The sequence below is a fragment of the Nonomuraea sp. NPDC052116 genome (genome assembly GCF_040680035.1).
GTDB classification, from domain to species: domain Bacteria; phylum Actinomycetota; class Actinomycetes; order Streptosporangiales; family Streptosporangiaceae; genus Nonomuraea; species Nonomuraea angiospora_A.
Genome location: NZ_JBFAWA010000018.1, coordinates 93,795 through 118,385, shown reverse-complemented (window position 1 = coordinate 118,385; position 24,591 = coordinate 93,795). Strand labels below are relative to the sequence as shown.

Annotated in this window: 18 protein-coding genes and 1 pseudogene; 15 read left to right on the top strand and 4 right to left on the bottom strand. The window is 72.8% G+C overall.

Annotated features, from left to right (window positions below; all coding sequences use genetic code 11):
- Positions 1–62 precede the first annotated feature (62 nt).
- The gene (locus AB0L65_RS31535; RefSeq protein WP_364252473.1) at positions 63–1,082 is read right to left on the bottom strand and encodes a LacI family DNA-binding transcriptional regulator; all 1,020 of its coding nucleotides are present in this window, start codon (positions 1,080–1,082) and stop codon (positions 63–65) included.
- Positions 1,083–1,304: 222 nt separating this feature from the next.
- Between AB0L65_RS31535 and AB0L65_RS31530 the strand changes: the two genes are divergently transcribed.
- The 6 genes from AB0L65_RS31530 to AB0L65_RS31505 all read left to right on the top strand — a co-directional run bounded on the left by AB0L65_RS31530 (position 1,305) and on the right by AB0L65_RS31505 (position 8,066).
- Entirely contained in the window at positions 1,305–1,871 is a 567-nt protein-coding gene (locus AB0L65_RS31530; protein ID WP_364252470.1) for an RNA polymerase sigma factor, read from the top strand.
- A complete protein-coding gene (locus AB0L65_RS31525; RefSeq protein ID WP_364252467.1) occupies positions 1,864–2,934 on the top strand; it encodes a CU044_5270 family protein in 1,071 nt (356 codons plus the stop codon). The genes AB0L65_RS31530 and AB0L65_RS31525 overlap by 8 nt, the downstream gene beginning before the upstream one ends.
- 73 nt (positions 2,935–3,007) lie before the next feature.
- Positions 3,008–3,838, top strand: coding sequence for a hypothetical protein (locus AB0L65_RS31520; RefSeq protein ID WP_364252464.1), 831 nt, complete (start codon positions 3,008–3,010; stop codon positions 3,836–3,838).
- A 79-nt stretch (positions 3,839–3,917) separates the two neighbouring features.
- Positions 3,918–7,073, top strand: coding sequence for a S8 family serine peptidase (locus AB0L65_RS31515; protein ID WP_364252461.1), 3,156 nt, complete (start codon positions 3,918–3,920; stop codon positions 7,071–7,073).
- Positions 7,074–7,181: 108 nt separating this feature from the next.
- Positions 7,182–7,340 (top strand): hypothetical protein, encoded by a 159-nt coding sequence (locus tag AB0L65_RS31510; RefSeq protein WP_364252458.1) that lies wholly within the window; start codon positions 7,182–7,184, stop codon positions 7,338–7,340.
- A 339-nt stretch (positions 7,341–7,679) separates the two neighbouring features.
- A complete protein-coding gene (locus tag AB0L65_RS31505) occupies positions 7,680–8,066 on the top strand; it encodes a VOC family protein (RefSeq protein WP_350732953.1) in 387 nt (128 codons plus the stop codon).
- A gap of 16 nt (positions 8,067–8,082) precedes the next feature.
- Here the strand turns inward: AB0L65_RS31505 and AB0L65_RS31500 are convergent, their stop codons facing one another.
- Entirely contained in the window at positions 8,083–13,548 is a 5,466-nt protein-coding gene (locus AB0L65_RS31500) for a biotin carboxylase N-terminal domain-containing protein (RefSeq protein WP_364252455.1), read from the bottom strand.
- Between the two features lie 336 nt (positions 13,549–13,884).
- Here AB0L65_RS31500 and AB0L65_RS31495 point away from each other — a divergent pair, with 336 nt between their 5' ends.
- The 5 genes and pseudogenes from AB0L65_RS31495 to rbsD all read left to right on the top strand — a co-directional run bounded on the left by AB0L65_RS31495 (position 13,885) and on the right by rbsD (position 19,628).
- Complete coding sequence (locus AB0L65_RS31495) at positions 13,885–14,901, top strand: LacI family DNA-binding transcriptional regulator (protein ID WP_364252452.1); 1,017 nt, start codon at positions 13,885–13,887, stop codon at positions 14,899–14,901.
- Entirely contained in the window at positions 14,898–16,406 is a 1,509-nt protein-coding gene (locus AB0L65_RS31490; RefSeq protein WP_364252449.1) for a sugar ABC transporter ATP-binding protein, read from the top strand. Before AB0L65_RS31495 ends, AB0L65_RS31490 begins: the two co-directional genes overlap by 4 nt.
- Positions 16,390–18,352 (top strand): annotated as a pseudogene (locus tag AB0L65_RS31485) (substrate-binding domain-containing protein). Before AB0L65_RS31490 ends, AB0L65_RS31485 begins: the two are co-directional and overlap by 17 nt.
- A gap of 5 nt (positions 18,353–18,357) precedes the next feature.
- The gene (locus AB0L65_RS31480) at positions 18,358–19,242 is read left to right on the top strand and encodes a ribokinase (protein WP_364252447.1); all 885 of its coding nucleotides are present in this window, start codon (positions 18,358–18,360) and stop codon (positions 19,240–19,242) included.
- A complete protein-coding gene (gene rbsD / locus AB0L65_RS31475; protein ID WP_364252444.1) occupies positions 19,239–19,628 on the top strand; it encodes a D-ribose pyranase in 390 nt (129 codons plus the stop codon). Before AB0L65_RS31480 ends, rbsD begins: the two co-directional genes overlap by 4 nt.
- A 16-nt stretch (positions 19,629–19,644) precedes the next feature.
- Here rbsD and AB0L65_RS31470 read toward each other — a convergent pair whose 3' ends face one another.
- A complete protein-coding gene (locus AB0L65_RS31470; RefSeq protein ID WP_364252441.1) occupies positions 19,645–19,848 on the bottom strand; it encodes a hypothetical protein in 204 nt (67 codons plus the stop codon).
- Positions 19,849–20,067: 219 nt separating this feature from the next.
- Here AB0L65_RS31470 and AB0L65_RS31465 point away from each other — a divergent pair, with 219 nt between their 5' ends.
- Together AB0L65_RS31465 and AB0L65_RS31460 are read left to right on the top strand one after the other, a co-directional pair.
- A complete protein-coding gene (locus tag AB0L65_RS31465; protein WP_364252438.1) occupies positions 20,068–20,925 on the top strand; it encodes a squalene/phytoene synthase family protein in 858 nt (285 codons plus the stop codon).
- Positions 20,922–21,791, top strand: coding sequence for a DMT family transporter (locus AB0L65_RS31460; RefSeq protein ID WP_364252435.1), 870 nt, complete (start codon positions 20,922–20,924; stop codon positions 21,789–21,791). Before AB0L65_RS31465 ends, AB0L65_RS31460 begins: the two co-directional genes overlap by 4 nt.
- Here AB0L65_RS31460 and AB0L65_RS31455 read toward each other — a convergent pair.
- The gene (locus AB0L65_RS31455; protein WP_364252432.1) at positions 21,751–22,848 is read right to left on the bottom strand and encodes a hypothetical protein; all 1,098 of its coding nucleotides are present in this window, start codon (positions 22,846–22,848) and stop codon (positions 21,751–21,753) included. The two genes, AB0L65_RS31460 and AB0L65_RS31455, sit on opposite strands and share 41 nt — an antisense overlap.
- On the opposite strand from AB0L65_RS31455, the gene AB0L65_RS31450 reads away from it, so the two are divergent.
- Positions 22,829–23,578 carry a polysaccharide deacetylase family protein gene (locus AB0L65_RS31450; protein ID WP_364252429.1) on the top strand — a complete coding sequence of 250 codons (750 nt, stop codon included), beginning with the start codon at positions 22,829–22,831 and terminating at the stop codon, positions 23,576–23,578. The genes AB0L65_RS31455 and AB0L65_RS31450 overlap by 20 nt on opposite strands.
- A 133-nt stretch (positions 23,579–23,711) precedes the next feature.
- On the top strand, positions 23,712–24,590 hold the full coding sequence (gene hpnC / locus AB0L65_RS31445) for a squalene synthase HpnC (protein WP_364252426.1): 879 nt from the start codon (positions 23,712–23,714) through the stop codon (positions 24,588–24,590).
- Position 24,591: the final 1 nt, after the last annotated feature.

Genomic DNA, 24,591 nt, shown 5'->3' with positions numbered 1-24,591 from the left:
GCGCCTGGCTGGGCGGCTCGGGCGGCGCTGCGCTCAGCGGGACGGCTCGGGCGGTGCCGTGCCTAGCGGGACGGCTTGGGGGGCGCCGTGCTGCGCCGGATCACGAGCTCGGGAGCGATCCGCTCGCACGAGGCCGGCTCGCCCTGCATCATGCGCAGCACCTGCTCGATGGAGCGCGCGCCGAGAGCGACGAAGTCCTGGCGGACCGTGGTCAGCGCGGGCACCTGGTAGGCCGCTCCCGCGATGTCGTCGAAACCGACGAGCGAGACGTCGCCGGGCACCTTCACGCCGAGCTCGGCGAAGGCCGCCAGCACCCCCATGGCCATCTGGTCGTTGCCGGCGAAGATCGCCGTCGGCGGCTCGCCGGCGCGGCGGGTGACGAGGTAGTGGGCCAGCCGGTAGCCGCTGTTGCCGGTGAAGTCGCCCTCGAAGAACTCGCCGCCGGCCTCCGGCGCCTCGTCCAGCGCGGCCCGCCAGCCCTCGACGCGGGCTCGGGCGTCGAAGGTACGCAGCGCACCGGTCAGGTGGACGATGTGGCGGTGCCCCAGCTCCACCAGATGCCGTACGGCGAGCCGCGCGCCCAGCTCCTGATCGAGCTCGACGAAGCCGACATCCGGGTTGGGCACGTTGCCGGACATGACCACCGTCATCGGCACACCGGTCACGATGTCGGCCAGGGCGTCCATCACCATGGGCCGGTCGGCGATGACCGCGATGGCCTCGACCGCCTGGTCGGTGAGCCGCTGCAGGGTCTCGGCCAGGTCTCTGGTGGTGCCGCCCTGCCAGCTGGCCATATTGACCCAGTAGCCGGCCCGCTGCGCCGCCGTCTGCACGCCCCGCAGGATGCGCGGCAGCTCGTACAGCTCGGCCCCGGCGAGCACCACCCCGATCGTCGAGGAACGGCGGCTCTTGAGCGCGCGGGCGACGCTGTTACGGCGATAGCCGAGCTTCTCGATGGCGGCCTCGACGCGAGCCCGGGTCTCCGGGCGGACGGACGGGTGGTCGTTGAGGACGCGGGAGACGGTCACGTGCGACACGCCCGCCTCGCGTGCCACATCCACCATGCCTGGTGCCCGATTCATGTCCTTCGCTTCCCGGCCTCCACCACCGTGCTGGCCCCGTATGCCCGAGCGTCCGGTTGCCGCGCGCCGCGGTGCCGATTCGATGGTGCCACATCCGCCGGGCGCTCCCGCCCAAAGCGGTCATGGCATCGGAGTCGTCCGTGAACTCTTTCGCGCCGTGGCGGTAAGTACAGGCGACCGTGCCCACCGAGGAAGGCACCGCATGAAGGAGCTGACCGTTTCATGGCAGAACCGGCGACGGCCGAGGCCGCCGACCCGGACCTGATCCGCAGATCCCGGCAGGAGCCCGAGGTGTTCGCCGTGCTGTTCGACCGCCATGCCCCCGCGCTGCACCGCTACGCCGCCCGCAGGCTGGGCGCCGACGCGGCCGAGGACGTGGTGTCGGAGACGTTCCTGGCGGCCTTCGAGCACCGGCACCGCTTTCAGCCCGGCCAGGACGATGCCCGGCCCTGGCTGTACGGGATCGCCTCGAACGTGATCGGCAAGCGGCACCGCCGGGAGCTGGCCAGGTACCGGGCGTACGCGCGTGGCGGTCTGGACCCGGCGGAGATCGGCGGCGGCCTGGTCGAGGACGGCGTCGCGACGCTGGCGGTCAACCGGCCGCTGGTCGCGGCGCTGGCCCGGCTGCGCACCGGGGACCGGGACGCGTTGTTGCTGGTGGCGTGGGTCGGGCTGACGTACGAGGAAGTGGCCGTCGCGCTGGACATCCCGATCGGGACGGTCCGCTCGCGGCTCAACCGGGCGCGCAAGAAGGTCCGCCAGGCCCTGGAGGGAACCGATCATGGATGAGATGGCGGAGCTCGACCGCCTGTGGGCCGACACGCCCGAGGCCACCGAGCGTGACCTGGCCGCCGCCCGCGTCGCGCTGCTGGCCTGGGCAGCGGGCCCGCCGGGCCGGCCACCGCGCACACTTCTGGGCACACTTCTGGGCACACGTCCGGGCACACGTCCGGGCACGCCGACGAGGCGCCGGTACGCCTTCCGGCTGGCCGCCGTCGGCCTGCTGGCGACGGCGCTCACCACTGTGATCATCGCGGGGCAGGTGGTCCTGGGCGGGTCGGCCACGCCGCCGGCCAACGCCCAGGCGGTGCTGGAGCGGGCCGCCCAGGCCGCCGCCGACCAGCGGGACCTGGTGCCCGGGCCCGGTCAGTACGTGCACACCAAGACGCGGGTCCGGGGCATGCTGTACACGCAGAACCCGTCGACGAAGCGGCTGCTGTCCACCCTGGTGACGGCGGACGAGGAGCGCTGGGAGCCCGCGGACCCGGGTGCGCCCTGGCTGCTCCGGGAGCGGGCGGAGTCCGCCACGGGCGACCCGGTGCCCCGGTGGCTGTGGGACAAAGGCGTCGAGGACACCCTGTACGAGTCCTCCTGCCCCGGGCATCGTGCCTACGTGCGGCTGGGCGCCTGGCCCACCGACGTCGAAGGGGTGCGTGCGAAGCTCGCGACCCAGGCCGGGCGCGATCCGATGCGCCAGTGGTCCGAGCTCAAGCAACTGATCGCGGAGTCGGTGGTGCGCCCGAGCCTCAGCGCGGCGCTCTTCCAGGTGGCGGCCGAGATCGACGGAATCCACCTGATCGGCGACGCGGTGGACGCGGCGGGCCGGCCGGGCGTCGCCGTGGCCATGGACGAGGGCGACGGCCGCCGCTCCGAGCTGATCTTCGACCGGCGAACTTACCGCTACCTCGGCGAACGCACGGTCAACACCAGGGACGTGGCGGTCAAGACGTCCGGGGGCGTCTACACCACGCCGAAGGGGGCGGCGGTGGGCACCGCGGTGCTCACGGTCGACCTGGCCACCGCCCTGCCGGAGGTGTCGCCCAAGGCGTCGCGGCTGCGCATCCCCTGCTGAGACCTTCCCCCGATCCGGCGCCTTCTGCGCCGGGAGTTCTGTTTCGCATGTCCGGAAATGAAGGGAAATCATCATGTTCGTTGCCAAGGCGGTCGCCGCCGCCCTGCTCGCGACCTCGTTCGGCGGCCTGGCCACGGCCACGCCGGGGACCGAGACCGCGTACGAGAACAAGGCCAGGATCGAATCGGCGCGGGCCGCCTGCATGAAGGAGCAGGGGCTCACGTACCTGCCTGAGAAGGTCGTCAAGCGCGACCGGACGAAGGAGGAGCGCGCCCGGCTCGCGGGCGACCACGAGGCGATGCGGGCCTACCGCGCCAAGTACGGCTTCGGCGTCTGGTCCAGGCTCGTCTTCCCCGGCGACCCCGCGGTCGACCGGGACATGGGGGAGAGCAGGAACGACAAGCTCCTCATGTCGCTGTCGGCCAAGGACCTCAAGGCCTGGCGGGCGGCGGACGACAAGTGCTTCGCCAAGGCCGTCAAGACCGTGCTGGGCAAGACGGTGACCTCGCAGGACGACTTCCTCGCCGACGTGAACTCGGCGCTCGCCAAGGGGCAGCGCGAGCTCGACACCGACGCCAAGGTGGCCGCGCTGGGCAAGGAGTTCGGCGGCTGCCTGAAGGTCGCCGAGACCAGGCCGTCGATGCTGGCCGACCGGGGACGGGCCGCGTTCGCGAAGGAAGCCACCGAGGTCGCCAGGGGCCAGGGCAAGGGCTCGCTGCCGAAGGGGGCCGTCGCGCTGCCCCGACTGAAGCCTGAGCAGGCCAAGCCGTACCTGGACAAGGAGGTGACGGCGGCGCTGGCCGACCTTGAGTGCGGCAAGGCCTTCTACCCGGCGTACGCGCCCCGGGCGCGGGCGATCGCGGAGCGGGTGTACCAGGAGTTCGCGCTGGACTTCGCGCTCTGAGCGTCGTTGCCCGGCGGACCATGCCATCCGCCGGGCAACGGCTGGGCATGGATCATCTTCGACCACCGAAAGGTAGGACATGAGCTTAGGCAGTGGGCTGATGGCCGCGGCACTGGCCGGCACAGTCGGTCTGGCGGCCGTTCAGCAGCCTGTTCCCGGTGACAGCGCGAGCGCCGCGCAAGAGGCCGGCAGCGTCACCCTCCTGACCGGCGACCGCGTCGTCGTGACGGGCCGCGGCCACCGGGTGGAGCCCGGACCGGGCCGGCAGGTGAGGTACTTCACGCAGTACCGCGACGGACACCTCCACGTGATCCCTTCCGACGCGATGCCGCTGGTGGCCGCGGGCGTTCTGGACAGGCGCCTGTTCGACGTCACCCAACTCCTGGGGTGGCGGCTGGGCGACGCGGACAGAGCGGACATCCCGCTCATCACCCAGACGGGCGCGGATCCGGCGTCGCCGCTGAAGGCCACGCAGCAGACCGCGCGACTCGCCGCGCTCGGGATGACCGCCCTGCGGTTGCCCAAGAAGGGTGCGGGAGAGTCCTGGAAGGACCTGATCAGCCGGTCCCGGACCCAGGCCGCGGGCAGGACGAGGATCTGGCTGGACGGGCGCCGCTCGTTCACCCTCGACCAGAGCGTCAAGCAGATCGGCGCCACCGAGGCGTGGAAGCAGGGGGTCACCGGAGAGGGCGTCACGGTCGCCGTGCTCGACAGCGGCTACGACCCCGACCACCCGGACCTCAAGAACGTGGTCACGCAGGCGCGCAGCTTCACCGGCGACTCCGACCCGCGCGACACGTTCGGCCACGGCACGCACGTCGCCTCGATCATCGCGGGCGCCGGGGAGAAGTACCGCGGCGTGGCGCCGGGGGCCAGGCTCGCCGTCGGCAAAGTCGGCGGCGCCGAGGGCATCGCCGACTCCGCCTTGCTGGCGGGCATGGAGTGGGCGGCCACCGAGGTCAAAGCGAAGATCATCAACATGAGTATCGGCGGGGGCGACACCCCGGATCTCGATCCGCTGGAACAGGCGGTCAACGCGCTCTCGGCGCGGACCGGCGCGTTGTTCGTCGTGTCCGCGGGCAACAACGGCGGTCCGGTCACGGTGAGCAGCCCGGGCAGCGCCGACGCGGCCCTGACCGTCGGAGCGGTGGATCGTACGGACCAGCTGGCCGGGTTCTCCAGCCGCGGTCCCCGGATGGGCGACCACGCGATCAAGCCGGAGATCACCGCCCCCGGTGTCGGCATCACGGCGGCGGCCGTCGGCGGCGGTTACATCGCGCACAACGGCACCTCGATGGCCGCGCCGCACGTCGCGGGGGCCGCCGCGATCCTCGCCCAGCGTCACCCCGGCTGGACCGGTGACCGACTCAAGGCCGCCTTGATCGGCAGCGCCGCCCCCACCCCGGGCGCCACGCCTTTCGAGCAGGGCGGCGGGCGGGTGGACCTGGTCCGCGCGCTGGCACAGCCGGTCGTCGCCGTACCGGGCACCGCCTGGGCCGCCTTCCGCTGGGACGACGCGGGTGGCCGGCGGACGACCAGGACCCTCACCTACGCCAACTCCGGCGACTCCCCCGTCACCCTGGACCTCACCGTCACGGGCGACGTGCTGAAACTGTCCACGGACCGGCTGCAGGTGCCGGCGGGAGGGGAGGCGCAGGTCACGCTCACCATCGACGCCGAGGGCAAGAGCGTCGGTGAGCACACCGGCGTGGTCACCGCCACCTCGGGCGACACCGTCATCCGCACCCTGGCCGGCGCGTACGTGGAGCCGGAATCGTCCGACGTGACCGTCACCGGCATCAACCGGAGCGGCCTCCCCGCCGCGGGCTTCGGCGATTTCTACAACCTCGACACCGGCAGCTTCCAGTCCGTCAGGATCGAGAACGGTGTGGCCAAGGTCCGCCTGCCCAAGGGCCGGTGGAACCTCTATGCGGACCTGTACGAAGGCTCCGCCGCCACGACCGCGCACGTCCCGGTGAACATCGGTGACGACGATCAGAATGTGGTGCTGGACGCGCGCCAGGCCAAGCAGATCCGGTTCGCGGTGGACGATCCGACCGCCGTGCCGGAGCAGATCCAGGGTCTCACCCTGGCCAACGGGACCTGGTACTTCGGCTGGATAGCCGCCGGAGACCCCGGCCGGAGCTTCTTCGTGCTCCCCGTACGCCAGCCCGAGCTGCGCTACATGACCAACACCATCTGGCACAAGAAGGACACCTCGCCCAGCCCTTACCGGTACGACCTGGTCGACTACCGCGTCGGCGGCATCCCGGACGACCCCGCCCACACCGCGCGGACGGCCGACCTGGTGAAGGTGAGCGAGACCTACCGCGCCTCGGGCGTGCCGGGCCAGGGCGTGGCGGCCACCGGACCCCGCATGCCCGGTATGGACTGGGCCTTCACGGTCCCGTCGCCCGCCGTCGATCTCCCCGGCGCCATGACGCACTACCGGACCCCGGGATTCGTCTGGGACAGCGAGCTCCGGACCGGCACCGCCACGCTGACCGGCACCAGCGGCCGCCTGGATCGGGGACCGGTACGCGAGGTGTGGAACGCCGCGGTCACCGGACCCGGGTTCGCCGCCGGCGGCGGCGAACGTACCGGAAACGAGCTGAACGTCTCGGCCGCACAGCTGTTCAGCGACGGCGCCGCCGGGCGGAGGGGCACCGATGCCGCGGCCACCGGCGCGCTCACCCTCGCCCGGAACGGCGAGGTGATCGCGAAAGCCGACGTGACCGGCTGCGCGCCCGCGGAACCCGGCAGATGCCTGCTGTCGGCGCGGCTCCCGGAGGCCGCGGACACCTACACGCTGACCGCGTCGGTACGCAGGCAGGCGCCCCACGCGGCCCTCACCACGGCGGTGGACACCGTCTGGACCTTCCGCTCGGCCGGCACCGCGAAACCGTCGCCCCTGCCCTTGATGGCGGTACGCTACGCACCGGCCGGCCTCGACGACTCCAACCGCGCCCGTCCGGGATCCGTGACCCGGGTCCCCGTCTGGGTCGAGCGGAACCCCGGAGCCGCCAAGGCCGCGGTGCGGTCTCTCACCCTGGAGATGTCCGCCGACGACGGCGCGACCTGGCGCCGGATCCCCGTGACCCCCGGCGGCACCGGCTGGACGGCGCTGCTCTCCAACCCCCGCGCCCCGGGGTTCGTCTCGCTGCGCGCCACGGCGACGGACAGCGCGGGCGACCGCGTCACCCAGACGATCAGCCGCGCCTACGCCGTCGGCTGACGAGACTTGGCCGGCCGGCCTCGCGGACAACGCCGTGACCCTGATCACCGGCGACCGGGTCGTGGTCGCCGGACGGAACTACAGCGTGACACCCGGCCAGGACCGGAGGTGACGTTCACCGGGCAGATGAGCGGGGGCCATCTGTACGTGATCCCGTCCGACGCCAGGCCGCTGATCGCCAAGGGGGTCCTGGAAGTGGCGGACGCCGCCGGCACCGGCCTCACCCAGCCCGTCATCAGGGCCTGCGCGGTGGGCTCTCCTGGCTGAGGGACCGCATCGCTCCAGGCGGAAGCCCGCCAGCCGGATCCCCGGACCGGCAGCCGGCCACCGTCGGAGGTGGACACGGTGCGCCGGCTCGCCTCGGGACCCCTCGGCAGGGTGGGGAACCCGCGGGCCGCCACGGGGTCGTCCTGGACGTGCAGCGGCACCTGGCCGTCGAGCAGCTTCTCCCTACGGTCGTTGACGGCAACGGTCTCGGCCGGCTCGTCGGGGTGAATGGTGGGTACGGCCAAGTGTGCCGCGACACCGTTGTGTCACGGTTGGCGGGTGATGTCGCTCACATCGTGATGCCGCGTTTCCGCCGGTCCGACGGGGAACAGGTCGGGCATGGAGGTGCTGAGCAATCGAGTGCTGCTGCGTCCGAAGGATCTCGCCCGGAGCCTCGGCTTCTACCGCGAGACGCTCGGCCTGGCCGTCTACCGCGAGTTCGGCCCCGCCGACCACCCGGGCGTGGTCTTCTTCCTCGGCCAGGGGTTCCTGGAGATCTCCGGGCACTCCGACGACGGGGCCGTCTCGGGGCTGTCGCTGTGGCTGCAGGTACGCGATGTGGCGCAGGAGGAGGGACGGCTCCGGGAGGCGGGGGTCACGGTGGTGCGTGAGGCGCGGCTGGAGCCGTGGGGCCTCATCGAGCTGTGGATCGAGGACCCCGACGGGCACCGCATCGTGCTGGTCGAGGTCCCGTCCGATCATCCGCTGCGCCGTGACACCCGCTGACGGGGCCGGGTGATGGTCAGGCCATCGCGCGCTCGATGGCCTCGATGATCCGCGGCCGCAGCTCGGCGGCGCTGATGATCGCGTCCACCGAGCCGACCTCGACCGCGCGCTGGATGCTGTGCACCCGGTCGAACTCCGCGGCGACCTCGCCGAGCTTCTCCGCCCGGACGGCGGCCTGCACCTCGGCGAGCTGGGCGTTGAGCGCCGCCCGCTCGGCGCCGCTGGCCGCCGAGACCCGCGTCTGCAGCTCGGTCACCCGCGGGTCGGTCGCGGTGCGGTTGTTCACCTCGCCGGAGAACACCACGGCGGCGGCCGGGGCACCGCCGAGCACCGAGGCGAACGAGCCTTCCAGCGCCAGCACGGTCATGTTCGGGTTGAGCGCCTTGGAGAACACCACGAACGCGCCGCCGTGGTAACGGGAGATCACGCAGAACACGATCGGCCCGTCGAAGTTGACGATCGCCCGGCCGATCTCCGCGCCGTACTCCAGCTGGAGCTTGCGCATCGACTCCGGCGAGCCGTCGAACCCGGACAGGTTGGCCAGCACCACCAGCGGCCGGTTGCCGGACGCGGAGTTGATCGCCCGCGCGGTCTTCTTCGACGACCGCGGGAACAGCGTGCCCGCGGTGTAGGTGTCGGGGCCGTCGGTGGGCGGGAAGCCGCGCCGCGGCACCGAGCGCGACTCGATGCCGATCAGGCAGACCGGCCGGCCGCCGATGTGCACGTCCTGTACGGCTGACGTCTCCGCGTCGGCCATGCCCGCCCAGCGCTCCAGCACCGGGTGGTCCTGGTCGGACACGGCACGCATCACCGTACGGATGTCGAACGGCTTCTTGCGGTCGGGGTTGTGTTCGGCGGAGAAGATCTGGCCGACGGTGGCGAAGTCGCTGCCGTCGATCGTGTGCGGGAACTCGGTGATGTCGCGGTCGGCCGGGTCGATGGTGTGCGCCCGCCGCGGCGCCGTCTCGCCGGGCACGACGTAGGTGTGGTCGTAGTGCGCCATGAGGACGTCGCGGGCGGCCGGCAGGTTGGGCGCCCAGTATTGCGCCTGGCCGTTCGGCCCCATGACGCGGTCGTAACCGCCGATGCCGAAGTTGTCCTCGGCCGACACGCCGCCGGAGAAGTCGAGTGACTGCTTGCCGGTGAGCACCATCGCCGAGTCCGGCGTCATCACCAGGATGCCCTTGGTGTGCATGAGCATCGTGGCCTCGGCGTTCCAGTACGGCTGGGCGCCGACGGTGATCCCGGCGACCACGATGTTGATCTCGCCGCCGTCCTGGGTGAACGTGACGATCCGCTTGAGCGCGGCCGCGACCCAGTCCATGTTCTCGGTGCCCGAGGTCATCGAGATCCGCGCGCCGGCCGACAGCGCGTACCACTCCAGCGGGACCCGCATCCGCTCGGCGAGGTCGAGGGCTGCGATCACCCGCGAGCACTCGGGCTCCGACAGCGCGCCGAGCGCCTTCGTCGGGTCGCCGAGCAGGACCACGCGGGTGACGCCTTCGGGGTGCCGCTCGGTCGGCGTCGTGACGACGCCCGCCACGATCGCCGCGGAGTTCTTGCCCTTGGGCCGGTCGACCGGCACGAGCGCGCCGCCCGCGTCGAGGTCGTGCTCGGCGAAGCTGCCCTCCGGCCCGGCGAGCAGGCCGGTCAGCTCGTACGGGTAGACGTTTCCGCGCCGGGCCGCGCGCAGCACCTTCTGGCGGTAGTCGTCCAGCGGCTGGACCGGCTCCGTCGACGGCTTGCCGACGTCGAGGCTCGCGCCGTGGCCCGGGTCGAGGGTGATCCGCACGGCGACCTCGGCCAGCTCGCCGGCGGCGTTGCGCTGGCGGGCCACGAACTGGACCTCCTCCAGCCCCGCGCCCGCCGTGGTCGGCAGGATGCGCTGGACCAGCATGTTGAGCTCGTCGGTGGACAGCTCGGTCGACGGCCAGACGTACATCATGATCCGGTTGGTGTCGAAGCGCTTGTTCTGGGGGCGTTGCGCCTGGATGTTGCGGATCGCGTCGAGGCCCGCGGTGAGCGCGTCCTCCACGGCGGGCAGCGCGATCAGCCTGCCGTCGGCCTCGCGCAGCGGCGTCAGGTCGCGGACCTGGCCCATCGCGATGAGCCGCTCGTCGGCCGGGTTGCTCCGCGCCACGGCCTTGAACAGGTAGACCTCCTCGTCGGCCGACGGCAGCCGGGTGAGGTCGAACTCGCGCAGCCGCTGCAGTTGCAGGCGCTCCGCGATCTGCGGGTGCAGGCCGCGGATCAGCCGGTCCTCGGCGAAGCCGGCGCCGTCGGGGCGGAAGGTGAAGTGGTGATGCATCACGGCGCCGCTGGTGCCGACGACGGTGGTGGTGACCCGGCTGACGCCCGCGGGCCGCGAGTGCTCGGCGAGGAGCTGCCCGATCCGCGCCGCCATGGCGTCAGCGTCCGGCTGGTCCTCCCAGGTGACATAGAGGTCGGCGACCAGCCCCCCATCGGTGGCGAACGTGCCGACGGCGCCGATGGCCGCGGGCAGGGCGGCGATGTCGACGGCGGTGGTGACCACGCGGGTCACGCCGTCCGCGCCGGTGCGCTCGGCGGTGACGAACGGGCAGCCCGCCACCTCGCGCGCGGTGACCTCGGACAGCCCGCGGTTGCCGTAGTAGCGGCGGGTCAGCACCTCCAGCAGCGGCGCGTGGTCCAGCCCGGGCCGGCCGATCCGCTGGCCGATCAGCCGGACCAGCGGCTCGGAGCTGGCCACCATGGCCTGGATCCGCTCGGCGCGGTCCGGCGCGTCGGGGTCGGCGTCCAGGTAGCGCAGGTCGTCGCGTACGGCGGCGTAGACCTTGGCGCGGTTGCGGCGCAGCAGCGGCTGGGCGAACCAGCGGAACACCACGCCGCGGGCCAGGTCGGACACCGTGGGGAAGCGCACCTGCGTGGCCTCGACCAGGTGCTCCAGGCCGAGCCCGGCGCGCTCGTTGAGCGACTCGAACGGCGGCGCGCCGGCCAGCCAAAGGCGCAGCAGCTCCGACACGATCGCGACGCCGGTGCTCATCTGCTGCTGGGCCAGGAAGATCCGGAAGACCGCGGCCTCCAGCTCAGGCGTGCGGTCGAGGTCGTGGACGCCGTAGTGGGCGAGGACCCTGGTGAGCTTGGCCTGGAAGCTCTGGGTGACGCCGGCGCGCTCGACGTCGAGGCTCTGCAGGTAGCTGTGGAAGAACTCGCGGGGGCTGTGCACGGGGTTGCCCGGCTCGACGTCGAGCGCGCCGCCCGGCTTGTTGCGGCTCAGCTCGGCCAGGTCGGCGAACACGGTGAGCAGGTCGAGCTCACCCTCGATCGGCTGCCTGCCCAGCTCGGCGCGGGCGTCCAGGTATGACGTCAGCACCTGCTTGCGGTCGTCGGGGCCGCCGTCGAAGCCGAGCAGCAGGCCGCGCAGGTCCTGCAGGCCGCGCTCGACCCGGTCGGCCGCGGACACGTCCGACGGCACGGCGGGCAGGTCGATCTCGACGGTGCCCGCGGCCTCCTCTTCGGGGCCCTCGTCGGCGAGGGGCTCCAGGCGCATCAGCGGCGCGCCGGTCTCGACCTGGCTGCCCACCGACACCGGGCACTCACGGACGCGGGCGCGGAACGGCGCGCGCAGCACCGTCTCCATCTTCATGCTCTCCAGCACCAGGATCGGCGCGCCCGCCTCGACCTCGTCGCCGGCCGCCAACGGCGTCGCGACCACCAGCGCCGGCGCGGGCGAGCGGACGACGCCGCCCTCGTCGCGGCTGATCCGGTGCGTCACGCCGTCGACCTCGACCAGGTGGATCGGCCCGTGCGTGGCCGACACCACCCGGAACCGGCGGCCGTTGACCACGATCTGGCCGCTGTGCTCGTCGAACCGCTCCACCTCGACGTCCGCCGGGTGCACGTCGCCGCCGCCGGAGATCCCGACGCGGAAGCGCCGGTGCCCGACCCGGGCCACGCTCACCCGGTAGCCGACGCCACGGAGCTTGAGGTCCAGCGGGCGGCCGGAGTCGTGCTGCACCTGCGGGCGGCCGCCGTGCGCGGTGGACAGCAGCCGCCGGCGGCCGACCTCCTCCTCGTCCTGGTAGGCCTCGATCGCGGCGGCGGCCAGGGCGATCGCGGAGTGCCGGTGGCTGATCAGGCGGCCCTTGGCGCGTACGCGGTCGATCCAGCCCGTGTCGGCGCTCGCGTCGATCACCTCGGGCTGGTCGAGCAGGTCGAGCACGAAGCTCTTGTTGGTGGCGCCGCCCTCGATGATCACCGTGGTGTCGGCCATCGCGCGGCGCAGCCGGCCCAGCGCCTGCTCTCGGTCGCGGCCGTAGGCGATGATCTTCGCGATCATCGAGTCGAAGTCGGCCGGGATGGTGTCGCCCTCGCTGACGCCGGTGTCGACGCGGATGCCGGGCCCGGTGGGCAGGGCAAGGCGGGCGATGCGGCCAGGGGCGGGCGCGAAGTCGCGGTCGGGGTCCTCGGCGTTGAGCCGGGCCTCGACGGCGTGACCGGCCTCGGCCGGCTGGGGGCCCTCGAGCTTCCCGCCGCCGGCCACGTGCAGCTGCAGCCGGACCAGGTCGGTGCCGGTGGTGATCTCGGTGATCGGGTGCTCGACCTGCAGCCGGGTGTTGACCTCGAGGAAGGCGAACAGCTTCTCGCCGGGGTGGTAGAGGAACTCGACGGTGCAGGCGCCGCAGTAGCCGACCGCCACGGCGAGCCGCTCGGCCGACGCCTTCAGCTCGGCCGTCTGCTCGATCCCCAGCACCGGCGAGGCGGACTCCTCGATGATCTTCTGGTTGCGCCGCTGCACCGAGCAGTCCCGCACGCCCAGCGCCCACGCGGTGCCCTGACCGTCGGCGATGACCTGGACCTCGACGTGGCGGGCACCGGTGACCAGCCGCTCCAGGAAGACCACGCCGGAGCCGAACGCGCGCAGCGCCTCCTGGCTGGTGCGCTCGTAGGCGTCGGTCAGGTCCTCCTTCGAGGCGACCATGCGGATGCCGCGCCCGCCGCCGCCCGCGGTCGCCTTGAGCATCAGCGGGTAGCCGATCTCGTCGCCGGCGCGCAGCGCGTCCTCCAGGGTGGCGACCTCGCCGCGGCTCCACGGCGCGACGGGGACGCCGACCTTCTCGGCGAGGAGCTTGGCGCCGATCTTGTCGCCCAGCTTGCGCATCGCCTCCGCGCTCGGCCCGACGAAGGTGACGCCGATCTTCTCGCACAACTCGGCGAACGCCGGGTCCTCGGCGACGAACCCCCAGCCGACCCACGCGGCGTCGGCGCCGGTCTCCACCAGCGCCCGCTCCAGGACGGCGTGGTCGAGGTACGGGCGGGCGGAGGCGGGGCCCAGCGGATAGGCGAGGTCCGCTTCGCGGACGAAGGTCGCGTGGCGGTCGGCGTCGGTGTAGAGCGCCACCGTCTCGATCCGCGCCCCGGTCTCCGCGCAGAGGTCCCGGACGGCGTGGATGAGCCGCATCGCTGCCTCTCCACGGTTGACGATGGCGACACGACTGAACACCGGCTGAGCCTCCCCATACTCACGCACAAAGGCGACGCCCGAGTCCGGAGCGCCGCCTGCACCTTTCTACACCCTGCTCGATCGCCGCCCGCTACACCAATGGCCCGCATCGCTCATGGCGAAGCCGCTGCGTTGTGGAAACCCCACAAAAGGTCCCCCGCCCCCTCCCACCCCCAGGTGGCGGTCCTGGAGCCGAAGGAGGCCGGTACACCGCGACGCGCGACACCGATCCGCGCAAGCCCGCCGTCAAGAATGTGACCTGAATCACACAGCCTACGGATTCACAATCATGTAACCGATTACATACGCTCATGTAACCGATTACATGGAGGTCAGGTGGCTCGAATCAAAGATGTCGCCGCGCAGGCGGGCGTCTCCGTCGCGACGGTCTCCCGGGTGCTCAACGACAACCCCTCCGTCACCGAGGAGACGCGCAACCGGGTCCACGACGCGATGGCCGCGCTCAACTACCGGCCCAACGCCGTCGCCCGGTCGCTGCGCACCGAAGCCACCAGGACGCTCGGGCTGATCATCGGCGACATCCTCAACCCGTTCTTCGCCGAGCTGGCGCGGGCCGTGGAGGACGAGGCCCGCGCGGCCGGCTACACCGTGATCATCGGCAACGCCGACGAGCGCGCCGACCAGCAGGACCACTACGTGCGCACCCTGCTGGAGAGGCGGGTCGACGGGCTGCTGATCTGCCCCACCGCCGAGGTGACGCCCCTGGTGGAGGAGGTCAGCCGCGGAGAGCGCCCGCTGGTCTTCCTCGACCGGACGCTCAGCGGCATCGAGGTGCCGTCGGTACGGGCCGACGGCAGCACCGCCATCGCCGAGCTGGTCGCCCACCTGCGCGCCCTCGGGCACCGGCGGATCGCGTTCGTGTCCGGGCCGAGCACCCTGTCCACCGGCCGCGAGCGGACCGAAGCCTTCCTGCGGGCGGCGGCCGAGCACGGCCTGGAGATCCCCCAGGAGTACGTGCGCGTCGGCGACTTCCGCGCCGGCAGCGGCCAGCGGATCACCTCCGAGCTGCTCGACCTGCCCGAGCCGCCGCAGGCGATCTTCCTGGGCGACAACCTCATGGCGCTCGGCGCGCTCGACGCGATCAGCGAGCGCGGCCTGGAGATCCCCCGCGACGTCGCGCTGGCCTCGTTCGACGACGTGCCGTGGTTCAACCACGTCCACCCCCGCATCACCGCGATCAGCCAGCCCACCGCCGAGCTGGGCCGGCGCGCGGTCCGGGTGATCCTCGACGTGCTGACCGGCCGGGCCGCCGAGTCGGTGGTGCTGCCCGCCAGACTCGTGGCGCGCGAGTCCTGCGGAGAGACCGGCACGAGGAAGGAGGGCGGCTCGTGAGCCAGGCACGGGAGATCCTGCGCGTCGAGGGGCTCGGCAAGAGATTCCCCGGCGTGGTGGCGCTCGACGGCGTCGACTTCGACCTGCGCGCGGGCGAGGTGCACGTCCTGCTGGGCGAGAACGGCGCGGGCAAGAGCACGCTCATCAAGATGCTGTCCGGCGCCTACCAGCCCGACAGCGGCCGCATCCTCGTCGACGGCGAACCGGTCGACATCCGCAACGCCTCCGACGCCCAGCGGCTCGGCATCGCCACGATCTACCAGGAGTTCAACCTGGTCCCGCAGCTGACCGTGGGCGAGAACCTCGCCCTGGGCCGACCGCCCCGCCGCTTCGGGTTCGTCGACACGCGGCGCATGCACGAGCAGGCCCGCGGCATGCTCGACCTGGTCGGCGTCGGCGTCGACCCGCGCACCCGCGTCGCCGACCTGGGCATCGCGCAGATGCAGATGGTCGAGATCGCCAAGGCGCTCGCGCTGAACGCCCGCGTCCTCATCATGGACGAGCCCACCGCCGTGCTCACCACCACCGAGGTGCGGCGCCTGTTCGACCTGGTCGGGCAGCTGCGCGAGCGGGGCGTCGCGGTCGTGTTCATCACCCACCACCTGGAGGAGATCGCCCAGATCGGCGACCGGGTGACCGTGCTGCGCGACGGCCGCTCGGTGGCCCAGGTGCCGGCCGGCACGCCCGAGGAGGAGCTGATCCGGCTCATGGTGGGCCGGCCCATCGACCAGCAGTACCCGCGCGAGGCGAGTGCGGCCGGCGAGCCGCTGCTGCAGGTGCGCGACCTGAGCCGGGCCGGCGCGTTCTCCGGCGTGTCCTTCGAGGTGCGGGCCGGCGAGGTCGTCGGCCTGGCCGGCCTGGTCGGCGCGGGCCGCACCGAGGTGGCCCGGGCGGTGTTCGGCGCCGACACCCCCGACTCGGGCGAGGTGCTGGTACGCGGCCGCCGGCTGCCCGGCGGCGACGTGCGCGCCGCCATGGAGGCCGGGCTCGGCCTGGTCCCCGAGGACCGCAAGGGCCAGGGACTCGTCCTGGGCGCCGACATCGCCGAGAACCTGGGCCTGGTCACCCTGCGCGGCGCCAGCCACGGCGGATTCGTCGACCGGGCCGGGCAGCGCCAGGCCGCCGCGCGGGTGGCCGCCCAGCTCGGCGTGCGGATGAGCCACCTCGGCCAGGAGGTGCGCACCCTGTCGGGCGGGAACCAGCAGAAGATCGTGATCGGCAAGTGGCTGCTCGCCGACGCCAACGTGCTCATTCTCGACGAGCCGACGCGCGGCATCGACGTCGGCGCCAAGGTCGAGATCTACCAGTTGATCAATTCGCTCACCGCCTCCGGCCACGCGGTCCTCATGATCTCCAGCGATCTGCCCGAGATCCTCGGGATGAGCGACCGCATCCTCGTCATGGCCAGAGGCAGGCTCGTCGGCGAGCTGGAGGCCGCCGACGCGAACCAGGACTCCGTGATGGCGCTGGCCGTCACCGAGGTGGAGGATGCTCGTGTCCACTAACGTGCTGGCCGTACGGCCGACGGCCAGGACCCTGCTGGCCGAGAACGGCTCGGTCGCGGCGCTCGTCGTGCTCGTCGTGGCCCTGTCGCTGCTGTCCGGCGACTTCCTGACCGTGACGAACCTGCTGAACGTGGGCGTCCAGGCGGCGGTCACCGCGATCCTCGCGTTCGGCTCGACGTTCGTCATCATCACCAGCGGGATCGACCTGTCCGTCGGCGCCGTGGCCGCCCTGTCGGCGATCGTGCTGGCCTGGACGGCCGCCGACAGCGGGCTGCCCTGGCCGCTGGCCACGCTCGTCGCGCTCGCCGTCGGCATCGGATGCGGGCTGGTCAACGCCGCGCTCATCGCGTACGGCAAGCTGCCGCCGTTCATCGCCACGCTCGCCATGCTGGGCGTGGCGCGCGGCCTGGCCCTGGTGGTCTCCCAGGGCAGCCCCATCGAGATGCCGGAGGCGGTCTCCCACCTCGGCGACACCGTCGGCGGCTACCTGCCGGTGCCCGTGCTGGTGATGGCGCTCATGGGCGTGATCGCCGCCGTCGTGCTCAACCGCACGTACGCGGGCCGGGCGATGTACGCCATCGGCGGCAACGAGGAGGCCGCCCGGCTGTCCGGCATCGCCGTCAGCAGGCAGAAGCTCGTCACCTACGCCCTGTCCGGCGCGTTCGCCGCGGTGGCCGGCATCGTCCTGGCCAGCCGGCTCGCCTCGGCGCAGCCGCAGGCCGCCTCCGGCTACGAGCTGGACGCGATCGCCGCCGTGGTCATCGGCGGGGCGAGCCTGTCGGGCGGCAAGGGCAGGGCGTTCGGCACGCTGGTCGGCGCGCTCATCCTGGCCGTCCTGCGCAACGGGCTGAACCTGCTGTCGGTGTCGGCCTTCTGGCAGCAGGTCGTCATCGGCGTCGTGATCGCCCTGGCCGTCCTGCTCGACACCCTGCGCCGCCGAAGCGGCCGCTGACATCACCGCAAACCCAGTAAGAAAAAGTGAGGTACCACCCATGCGCATCCACGCCCTCGTAGCGGCGGGCGCCGCCCTGACCCTCGGCCTGACCGCCTGCGGCTCGTCCGGCACGTCCTCCGCCGGCTCGACGGGAGCCGCCTCCGGCGGCGACGTCAAGATCGGCATGTCGATCTCCACCCTGAACAACCCCTACTTCGTGCAGCTGCGCGCCGGCGCCGAGGCCGAGGCCAAGAAGCTGGGCGTCACGCTGACCGTCACCGACGCCCAGAACGACGCCTCCCAGCAGGTCAACCAGGTGCAGAACTTCACCAGCCAGAGCATGAAGGCGATCATCATCAACCCGGTCGACTCCGACGCCGCCGCGCCGGCGGTCAAGATAGCGGAACGTTCCAACGTTCCCGTGATCGCCGTGGACCGTGGCGTCAACGGCGGCAAGGTCGCCCAGACCGTCGCCTCCGACAACGTGGCCGGCGGCAAGCTGGCCGCGGAGCGGCTCGCCAAGGAGATCGGCGAGAAGGGCGAGGTCGTCGTCCTCCAGGGCGTGCCCGGCACCTCCGCCTCGCGCGACCGCGGCCAGGGCTTCGCCGAGGGCATCAAGGCGTTCCCCGGCATCAAGGTCGTCGCCCAGCAGCCGGCGGACTTCGACCGCGCCAAGGGCCTGGACGTCATGACGAACCTGCTGCAGTCGCACTCCGGCGTCACCGGCGTGTTCGCGGAGAACGACGAGATGGCGCTCGGCGCGATCAAGGCGCTCGGCGCCAAGGCCGGCAAGGACGTCAAGGTGGTCGGCTTCGACGGCACCCCCGACGGGCTGAAGGCCATCGAGGCCGGCACGCTGGCGGCCAGCATCGCCCAGCAGCCGGCCCTGCTCGGCCAGCAGTCCGTCCAGAACGCGGTCAAGGCCGTCAAGAGCGAGCAGCTGGAGGCCACCGCCAACGTGCCGGTGAAGGTCGCCACCAAGGACAACCTGTCCGAGTTCACCGGCGCGTGAGCTCCGTGGGCGAACACGACATCGTGGTCGTAGGGTCGGCCAACGCCGACCTGGTCGTCCAGGTCGACCGGCATCCCGCGCCCGGCGAGACCGTGCTCGGCTCGGAGCTGGCCGTCCATCCCGGAGGCAAGGGGGCCAACCAGGCCGTGGCCGCGGCCCGGCTCGGCGCTCGGGTGGCGCTGCTCGGCCGGGTCGGCGCCGACGGGCACGGGCGGCTGCTGCGCGAGTCGATGGAACGCGACGGCGTGGACCTCGGCCACCTGCACGACACGGCGGCCGCCAGCGGCATCGCCATGATCGCCGTCGGTCCGCAGGGCGACAACAGCATCATCGTCGCCCCCGGCGCCAACGCCCGGCTCACCGAAGGCGACGTGCTGGACGCGGCGCCGCTGCTGCGCTCGGCCCCGGTCGTGTCCCTGCAGCTGGAGATCCCGCTGCCGGCGGTGCTCGCCGCGGCCCGGCTGGCCCGGCGCGCGGTGCTCAACCTGTCGCCGGCCGTTCCGGTGCCGGACGAGCTGCTGGCGCTGTGCGATCCGCTGGTCGTCAACGAGCACGAGGCGGCCCTGCTGCTCGGCGCGCCCGGCGAGCCGGACCGGCAGGCCAGGGAGCTGCTGGCGCGTGGCCCCCGCTCGGTCGTCATCACGCTGGGCGCCGACGGGGCCGTGGTGGCCGAGAGCGGCGCCGTGCACGCGGTGCCCAGTCCCCGCGTGGTGGCCGTGGACACCACCGGGGCCGGTGACGCGTTCACCGGGGCGCTGGCCTGGCGGCTGGCCGCGGGCGACCCGCTGGCGCGGGCCGCGGCGTTCGCCGCCAGGGTGGGCGCAGCGGCCGTGCGCCGAGCGGGGGCGCAGGATTCGTACCCGACGATGGCGGAGGTGGAGGACCTGTGAAGCGCGGCGGCGTCATCAACGCGGCCCTGGCGGGCGCCCTGGCGCGGCTCGGGCACACCGACGAGCTGCTCATCTGCGACAGCGGCATGCCGCTGCCGGCGGGGGCGGAGGTGGTGGACCTGGCGTTCGTGGCGGGCATCCCGTCGTTCGCCGACGTGCTCGACGGCATCCTCGCCGAGATCGTCGTCGAGGGCGCCACGGCGGCCGAGGAGGTCCGGGCGGGCAACCCCGCCTGCGCCGCGCTGCTCGGCGAGCGGCTGCCGGGGCTGGCGTACGTGCCGCACGAACGGCTCAAGCAGCTCTCCGCCGCCAGCAGGCTGGTGGTGCGCACCGGGGAGGCGCACCCGTACGCCAACGTCATCCTGCGCTGCGGCGTGGCCTTCTGACCGGGCTTAAGCGCCCTCAGGCCACGCGGCAGGTCTGCGCGGTGCCGGTGCGCAGCGTCAGGCCGTGACCGGGGGCGCCGGTGCGCGGGCGGGCCTGGCCGCCGGTGGGGTCCGCGGCGCCGTCGAACAGGGTGGACTCGATGCGCTGGTGGTCGTGGAACCACTCGATGTGGCGCAGGTTGACCCCCGCCAAACGCGCGCCGCGAATTTCCCGGCCCATTGCTGAATAGTTCAGCGGGGCGTAAACAATTCGCCCGGTAATTACCGGCAGCGCTCCATCGGACCGCCGCCCGAGTTTATTGCCACGACACAACGGACAGCCATCTCTCATGTTCTGGGGGAAACGACGCGAACGGCCGTCGCGGCCATGATGTTCGCCCGAGCCGCGAATCTGTGGCGACGGCATGATTGTGCCTCTTCTCGCGATGCGGCCGGGGCGGTGTGCGTCGACGACGCGTACCGGCACTGCGAGCAGATCATGCGCAGTCAGGCCCGCAACTTCTCGTTCGGCCTGCGACTGCTGCCCGCCCCCAAGCGCCGCGCGCTGAGCGCCGTCTACGCGCTGGCCCGCAGGATCGACGACATCGCCGACGGCGACGGCCCCGCCGGGCGGCGGCTGGCCCGCCTGTCCGCGATCCGCGGGATGCTCGACGGGACCGCTCCCGCGCGGCACGACCTCGTGCTGGTGGCGCTGTTCGAGGCCGCCCGCCGCTATCCGATCCCGCTCGCGGCGTTCTCGGACCTCGTCGACGGATGCGCCGCCGACGTGCGCGGGAGCACGTACGAGACGTTCGACGACCTGGTCGGCTACTGCCGGTGCGTCGCCGGCTCGATCGGGCGGCTCTCGCTGGGCGTGTTCGGCGCGGAGGACATGGAGGCGGCCACGCCGCTCGCGGACGCGCTCGGGGTGGCCCTGCAGATCACCAACATCCTGCGCGACCTGCGGGAGGACCGCCTGGCCAAGCGGGTCTACCTGCCCGCCCACGACCTCGAACGGTTCGGCTGCACCCTGGACGCCGACGCGTACGGCCGGTTCAGCGACCCGCCGGAGCGCCTGGCCGCGCTCGTCAGGTTCGAGGCGGACCGGGCGCGCGACTGGTTCGCCACCGGGATGCGCCTGCTGCCCATGCTGGACGCGCGCAGCGCCGCCTGCACGGCGACCATGGCCGGCATCTACCGGTGCCTGCTCGACCGCATCGCCGCCGATCCCGCCCGGGCGCTGGCCTCCCGGATGTCGCTGACGACGAGGGAGAAGTCCATGGTCGCGGTACGCGCGCTCGCGAGGCGTGGGAGTTGATCGCTGCCGCGCTGCTGGCGGTGCTCGCCGCGGTGTGCAACGCCGCCACGTCGGTCCTGCAGCGGCGAGCGGCGCGACCGCTGCCGCAGGAGCTGGGGCTGCGGTTCGGCCTGATCCGGGCGCTGATCGGCAACCCGCTGTGGCGGTGGGGGATCGTGGCGATGATCGGGGGCTTCCTCTTCCAGGCGGCGGCGCTGTCGAAGGGAGGCATCGCCCTGGTCCAGCCGGCCCTGGTGATCGAGCTCCCGTTCACCATGATCATCATGTCCTGGGCGTTCGGCACGGTTCTGGACGGGAGATCGTGGCTGGCCATCGGCGCGCTGTCGGCCGGCCTCGCGATGTTCCTCGCCGCGGCGGTCCCCGGCCCGGGGCGGTGGTCACCGGACGCGGCCGAATGGATCATCGCCGCCGCCGCGACCTCGGCCACGATCGCCGCGCTGGTGACGGTGGGGGCCATGACCAGGGGGCCCATCCGGGCCGCCACGCTGGGCGTGGCCGCGGGCATCGGCTTCGCCTTCACGGCCACGCTCATCAAGAAGTGCACGATGATCCTGGCGGACGACCCCCGCGCGCTGCCGGTGTCCTGGCCCCTGTACGCGATGCTGGCCGCGGGCCTGTGCAGCCTGTTCCTCCTGCAGAACGCCCTGCACAGCGGCACCCTCGTCGTCGCCCAGCCGGCGTTGACCATCAGCGACCCCTTGGCGGGCATCCTGTACGGCGCGCTGATGTACGGGGAGCCGATCCGCGCCGGACCGTGGCTGGTGATGGAGGCGGCGGGCGCCGGGCTCCTGGTCTACGGGGTCATCGTGCTGACCCGTTCGCCGCTCATCCAGGACCAGAGCGCGGCCCCCTCGGCGCGGAAATGAGGCCCGCCTGGACCGGCATCGAGGAGAACAGCGCGGACGCCCGGTCCACCTGGCGCTTGCGCGATCGCGGGTCCTCGAGCAGGTCCAGCGCCGCCAGCAGCTCCGACGCGGTGCCCGTGTGGAGGCTCACCCCGGCCCCGGCCATCGCCCGCGCGCCGGCGAGGCCGTGGCCGCCGATGGGCCGGTGGATGACGACCGGCAGCCCGGCGGCGAAGGCCTCGTGGCAGGTCAGGCCGGAGCCGTTGTCGACCAGGGCGTACGCGGCCGCCATGAGCTCCGGCACGTCGTCGCGCCACCCCAGCGCCGGGCCCAGCCCGTCGGCCCGCAGGCGGCGCCGCAGCTCGGTGTTGTTCCCGCACAGGACGATCGGCGTGTACCGCCCCGACCCCGCCAGGGTGCGCGCGGTCGCGACGACATCCCCGACGCCCCACGAACCGGTTGACACCAGCACGAGCCGGTCGCCGGGGTCCACTCCGACGCGGCCGGCCACTCCCCCGGGATCGGCCACCGCCCGCGCGAACTCCGGACGCACGACCGGGGCGCAGCAGAGCGCCGGGCGGCCGCTCCGGGCGGCGATCTCCCCCACGATGTCGGGATTCGGACACAGATACCGGTCGTTGCCGGGATGCAGCCACAGCCGGTGCACCGTGAACTCGACGATCAGCACCGTGCTCGGGCAGGGCAGCCCGCCCCGCCCGCGCAGCAGCCCCGCGATCTGGGCCCCCAGATGGAAGGTCGAGACGACCTCGTCGGGCGAGCGGGCCGCGACGAGGCGGCGCAGGGCGGGCAGCGCGAGCACCGTGAGCGGCGAGGTGCCCGCGGCCCGTTTGCCGACGAAGAAGACCTGGTAGATGACGTCATAGAGCCAGGGGGCGCGCAGGATCATCCAGCGGTATCCGCGGCGCAGCGCCGATCCCAACCGGAACGGGAGCAGCTGGAGGACATCGATGATCTCTGAATCGGCATTCTCGGCCGCGAGCCGGGCGGCCAGCTCGGCCGCGACCCGGTCATGGGCGCTGCCCATCGGCGCGCTGAGAATGAGGACCAGCCTGGACATCTCATGTCCCCCGATCGGCCGCGCCGCGCTGCCGCTCGGGCTCGCCTGCCTGGCGCTGCTGCACGCGGGTCCCGCCGTAACCTGGCTGCCGCCGGTCCGCCGGCGGATGCCCTCCGTCGCCGGGGTCGGCGACCCCGGCCATGTGGCGCTCACCTTCGACGACGGGCCCCATCCCGGCTCGACCCCGCGTTTCCTGGACGAGCTGGGGCGGCTGGGCTGTCAGGCGACCTTCTTCGTCCTCGGCGAGCTGCTCGAACGCCACCAGTGGCTGGGCCGCCGCATCGTGGCCGAGGGTCACGAGCTGGCCGTGCACGGCTGGCGGCACGGCAACCCCTTGCTCGCCCCGCCGGGACGGCTGACGGCCGAGATCGGGCGGACCGCCGACCTGGTGCGGGCGGTCGGCGGCGTGCGCGCGACGTGGTATCGCCCGCCGTACGGCGCGCTCAGCCTGGAGGCGCTGGTCTCCGCCCGCCTGCACGGGTTGCGCCCCGTGTTGTGGACCGTCTGGGGCCGGGACTGGGAGGCGGCGGCCACGCCCGGCTCGGTGCTGGCCACCGTGGCGGCCGGGCTGCGCGGCGGGGCGACCGTCCTGCTCCATGACTCCGACCACGCCTCCGTTCCTGGGTCCTGGCGACCGGCGCTCGACGCCCTCCCCGCGCTCGTGGAGCGCTGCAGGGGCATGGGCCTCCGCGTGGGCCCGCTGCGCGAGCACGGCATCGCGTTTCCATAACGGCCACTCCCCCTTTCCCCAGGAATTCAAACGGCGTTTTCCCGGCCCGGCCCGCGAGTAAATTCCGGGCAAATCGCCGGGCACCGGAATGCCGTCATGTTTGCGTACCCCGGGGCCGGATAATTTCCCTGTCGTGCGGTCAGAGAGATGCCATTCGCGGGAGCCGGCGGAAAAGGCGCGCCGGGAGAACTTCCCGGTGGCCTCCCGGCTGCTTCCGCGCCGGTACCGCGACCACCTCATGGCTCTGTACGGCTTCGCGCGCACGGTGGACGACCTCGGCGACGAGGGACACCCCGGCGACCGCCTGAGGCTGCTGGACGAGGTCGAGGCCGACCTCGTCCGGCTGTACGACGGCCGCCCGCCGCGGCTCGGGCCGCTCCGCGCGCTGGCCCGTACCGTCCAGGAGTGCTCGATCCCCGCCGAGCCGTTCCGCCGCCTCATCGAGGCCAACCGGCTCGACCAGACGGTCACCCGCTACGAGACGTTCGACGAGCTCCTGGGCTACTGCGAGCTGTCGGCCAACCCGGTCGGCCATCTCGTCCTGTACGTGTTCGGCGAGGTCAGCGGCCCCCGGCTGGCCCTGTCCGACAAGGTGTGCTCGGCGTTGCAGATCATCGAGCACTGCCAGGACGTCGGCGAGGACCACCGGCGCGGCCGCGTCTACCTGCCGCAGGAGGACCTGCGCCGGGCGGGCTGCCCGATCGGCGATCTCGCGGCGGCGGCCACGTCACCGCGGTTGCGCGAGGTGGTGGCCGTGCAGGCCGCGCGGGCCGGGACGATGCTGGCCGAGGGGGAGATGATCGTCGCCTCGTTGTCCGGCTTCGCCCGTACGGCGGTCGCGGGCTACGTCGCGGGAGGCCACGCGACCCTGGCCGCGCTGAGCGGCGCCCGCTACGACGTCCTGGGCCGCGCCGTCCGGCCACGCCGCGTACGCCTGCTCGGGGCGTGGGCGCGTGTCCTCATGACCATGAGCCGGCCCGACGCGGGTCTGCGACGACTGCCGTCGGCATGAG

Bases quoted from the DNA above. Each gene is read 5' to 3' on its own strand.
- AB0L65_RS31515 (WP_364252461.1), top strand. From the start codon at position 3,918: ATGAGCTTAGGCAGTGGGCTGATGGCCGCGGCACTGGCCGGCACAGTC.
- AB0L65_RS31450 (WP_364252429.1), top strand. From the start codon at position 22,829: ATGAGGACCAGCCTGGACATCTCATGTCCCCCGATCGGCCGCGCCGCG.
- AB0L65_RS31505 (WP_350732953.1), top strand. From the start codon at position 7,680: ATGGAGGTGCTGAGCAATCGAGTGCTGCTGCGTCCGAAGGATCTCGCC.
- AB0L65_RS31535 (WP_364252473.1), bottom strand. From the start codon at position 1,082: ATGAATCGGGCACCAGGCATGGTGGATGTGGCACGCGAGGCGGGCGTG.
- AB0L65_RS31520 (WP_364252464.1), top strand. From the start codon at position 3,008: ATGTTCGTTGCCAAGGCGGTCGCCGCCGCCCTGCTCGCGACCTCGTTC.
- AB0L65_RS31455 (WP_364252432.1), bottom strand. From the start codon at position 22,848: ATGTCCAGGCTGGTCCTCATTCTCAGCGCGCCGATGGGCAGCGCCCAT.
- AB0L65_RS31525 (WP_364252467.1), top strand. From the start codon at position 1,864: ATGGATGAGATGGCGGAGCTCGACCGCCTGTGGGCCGACACGCCCGAG.
- AB0L65_RS31530 (WP_364252470.1), top strand. From the start codon at position 1,305: ATGGCAGAACCGGCGACGGCCGAGGCCGCCGACCCGGACCTGATCCGC.
- AB0L65_RS31470 (WP_364252441.1), bottom strand. From the start codon at position 19,848: ATGGGCCGGGAAATTCGCGGCGCGCGTTTGGCGGGGGTCAACCTGCGC.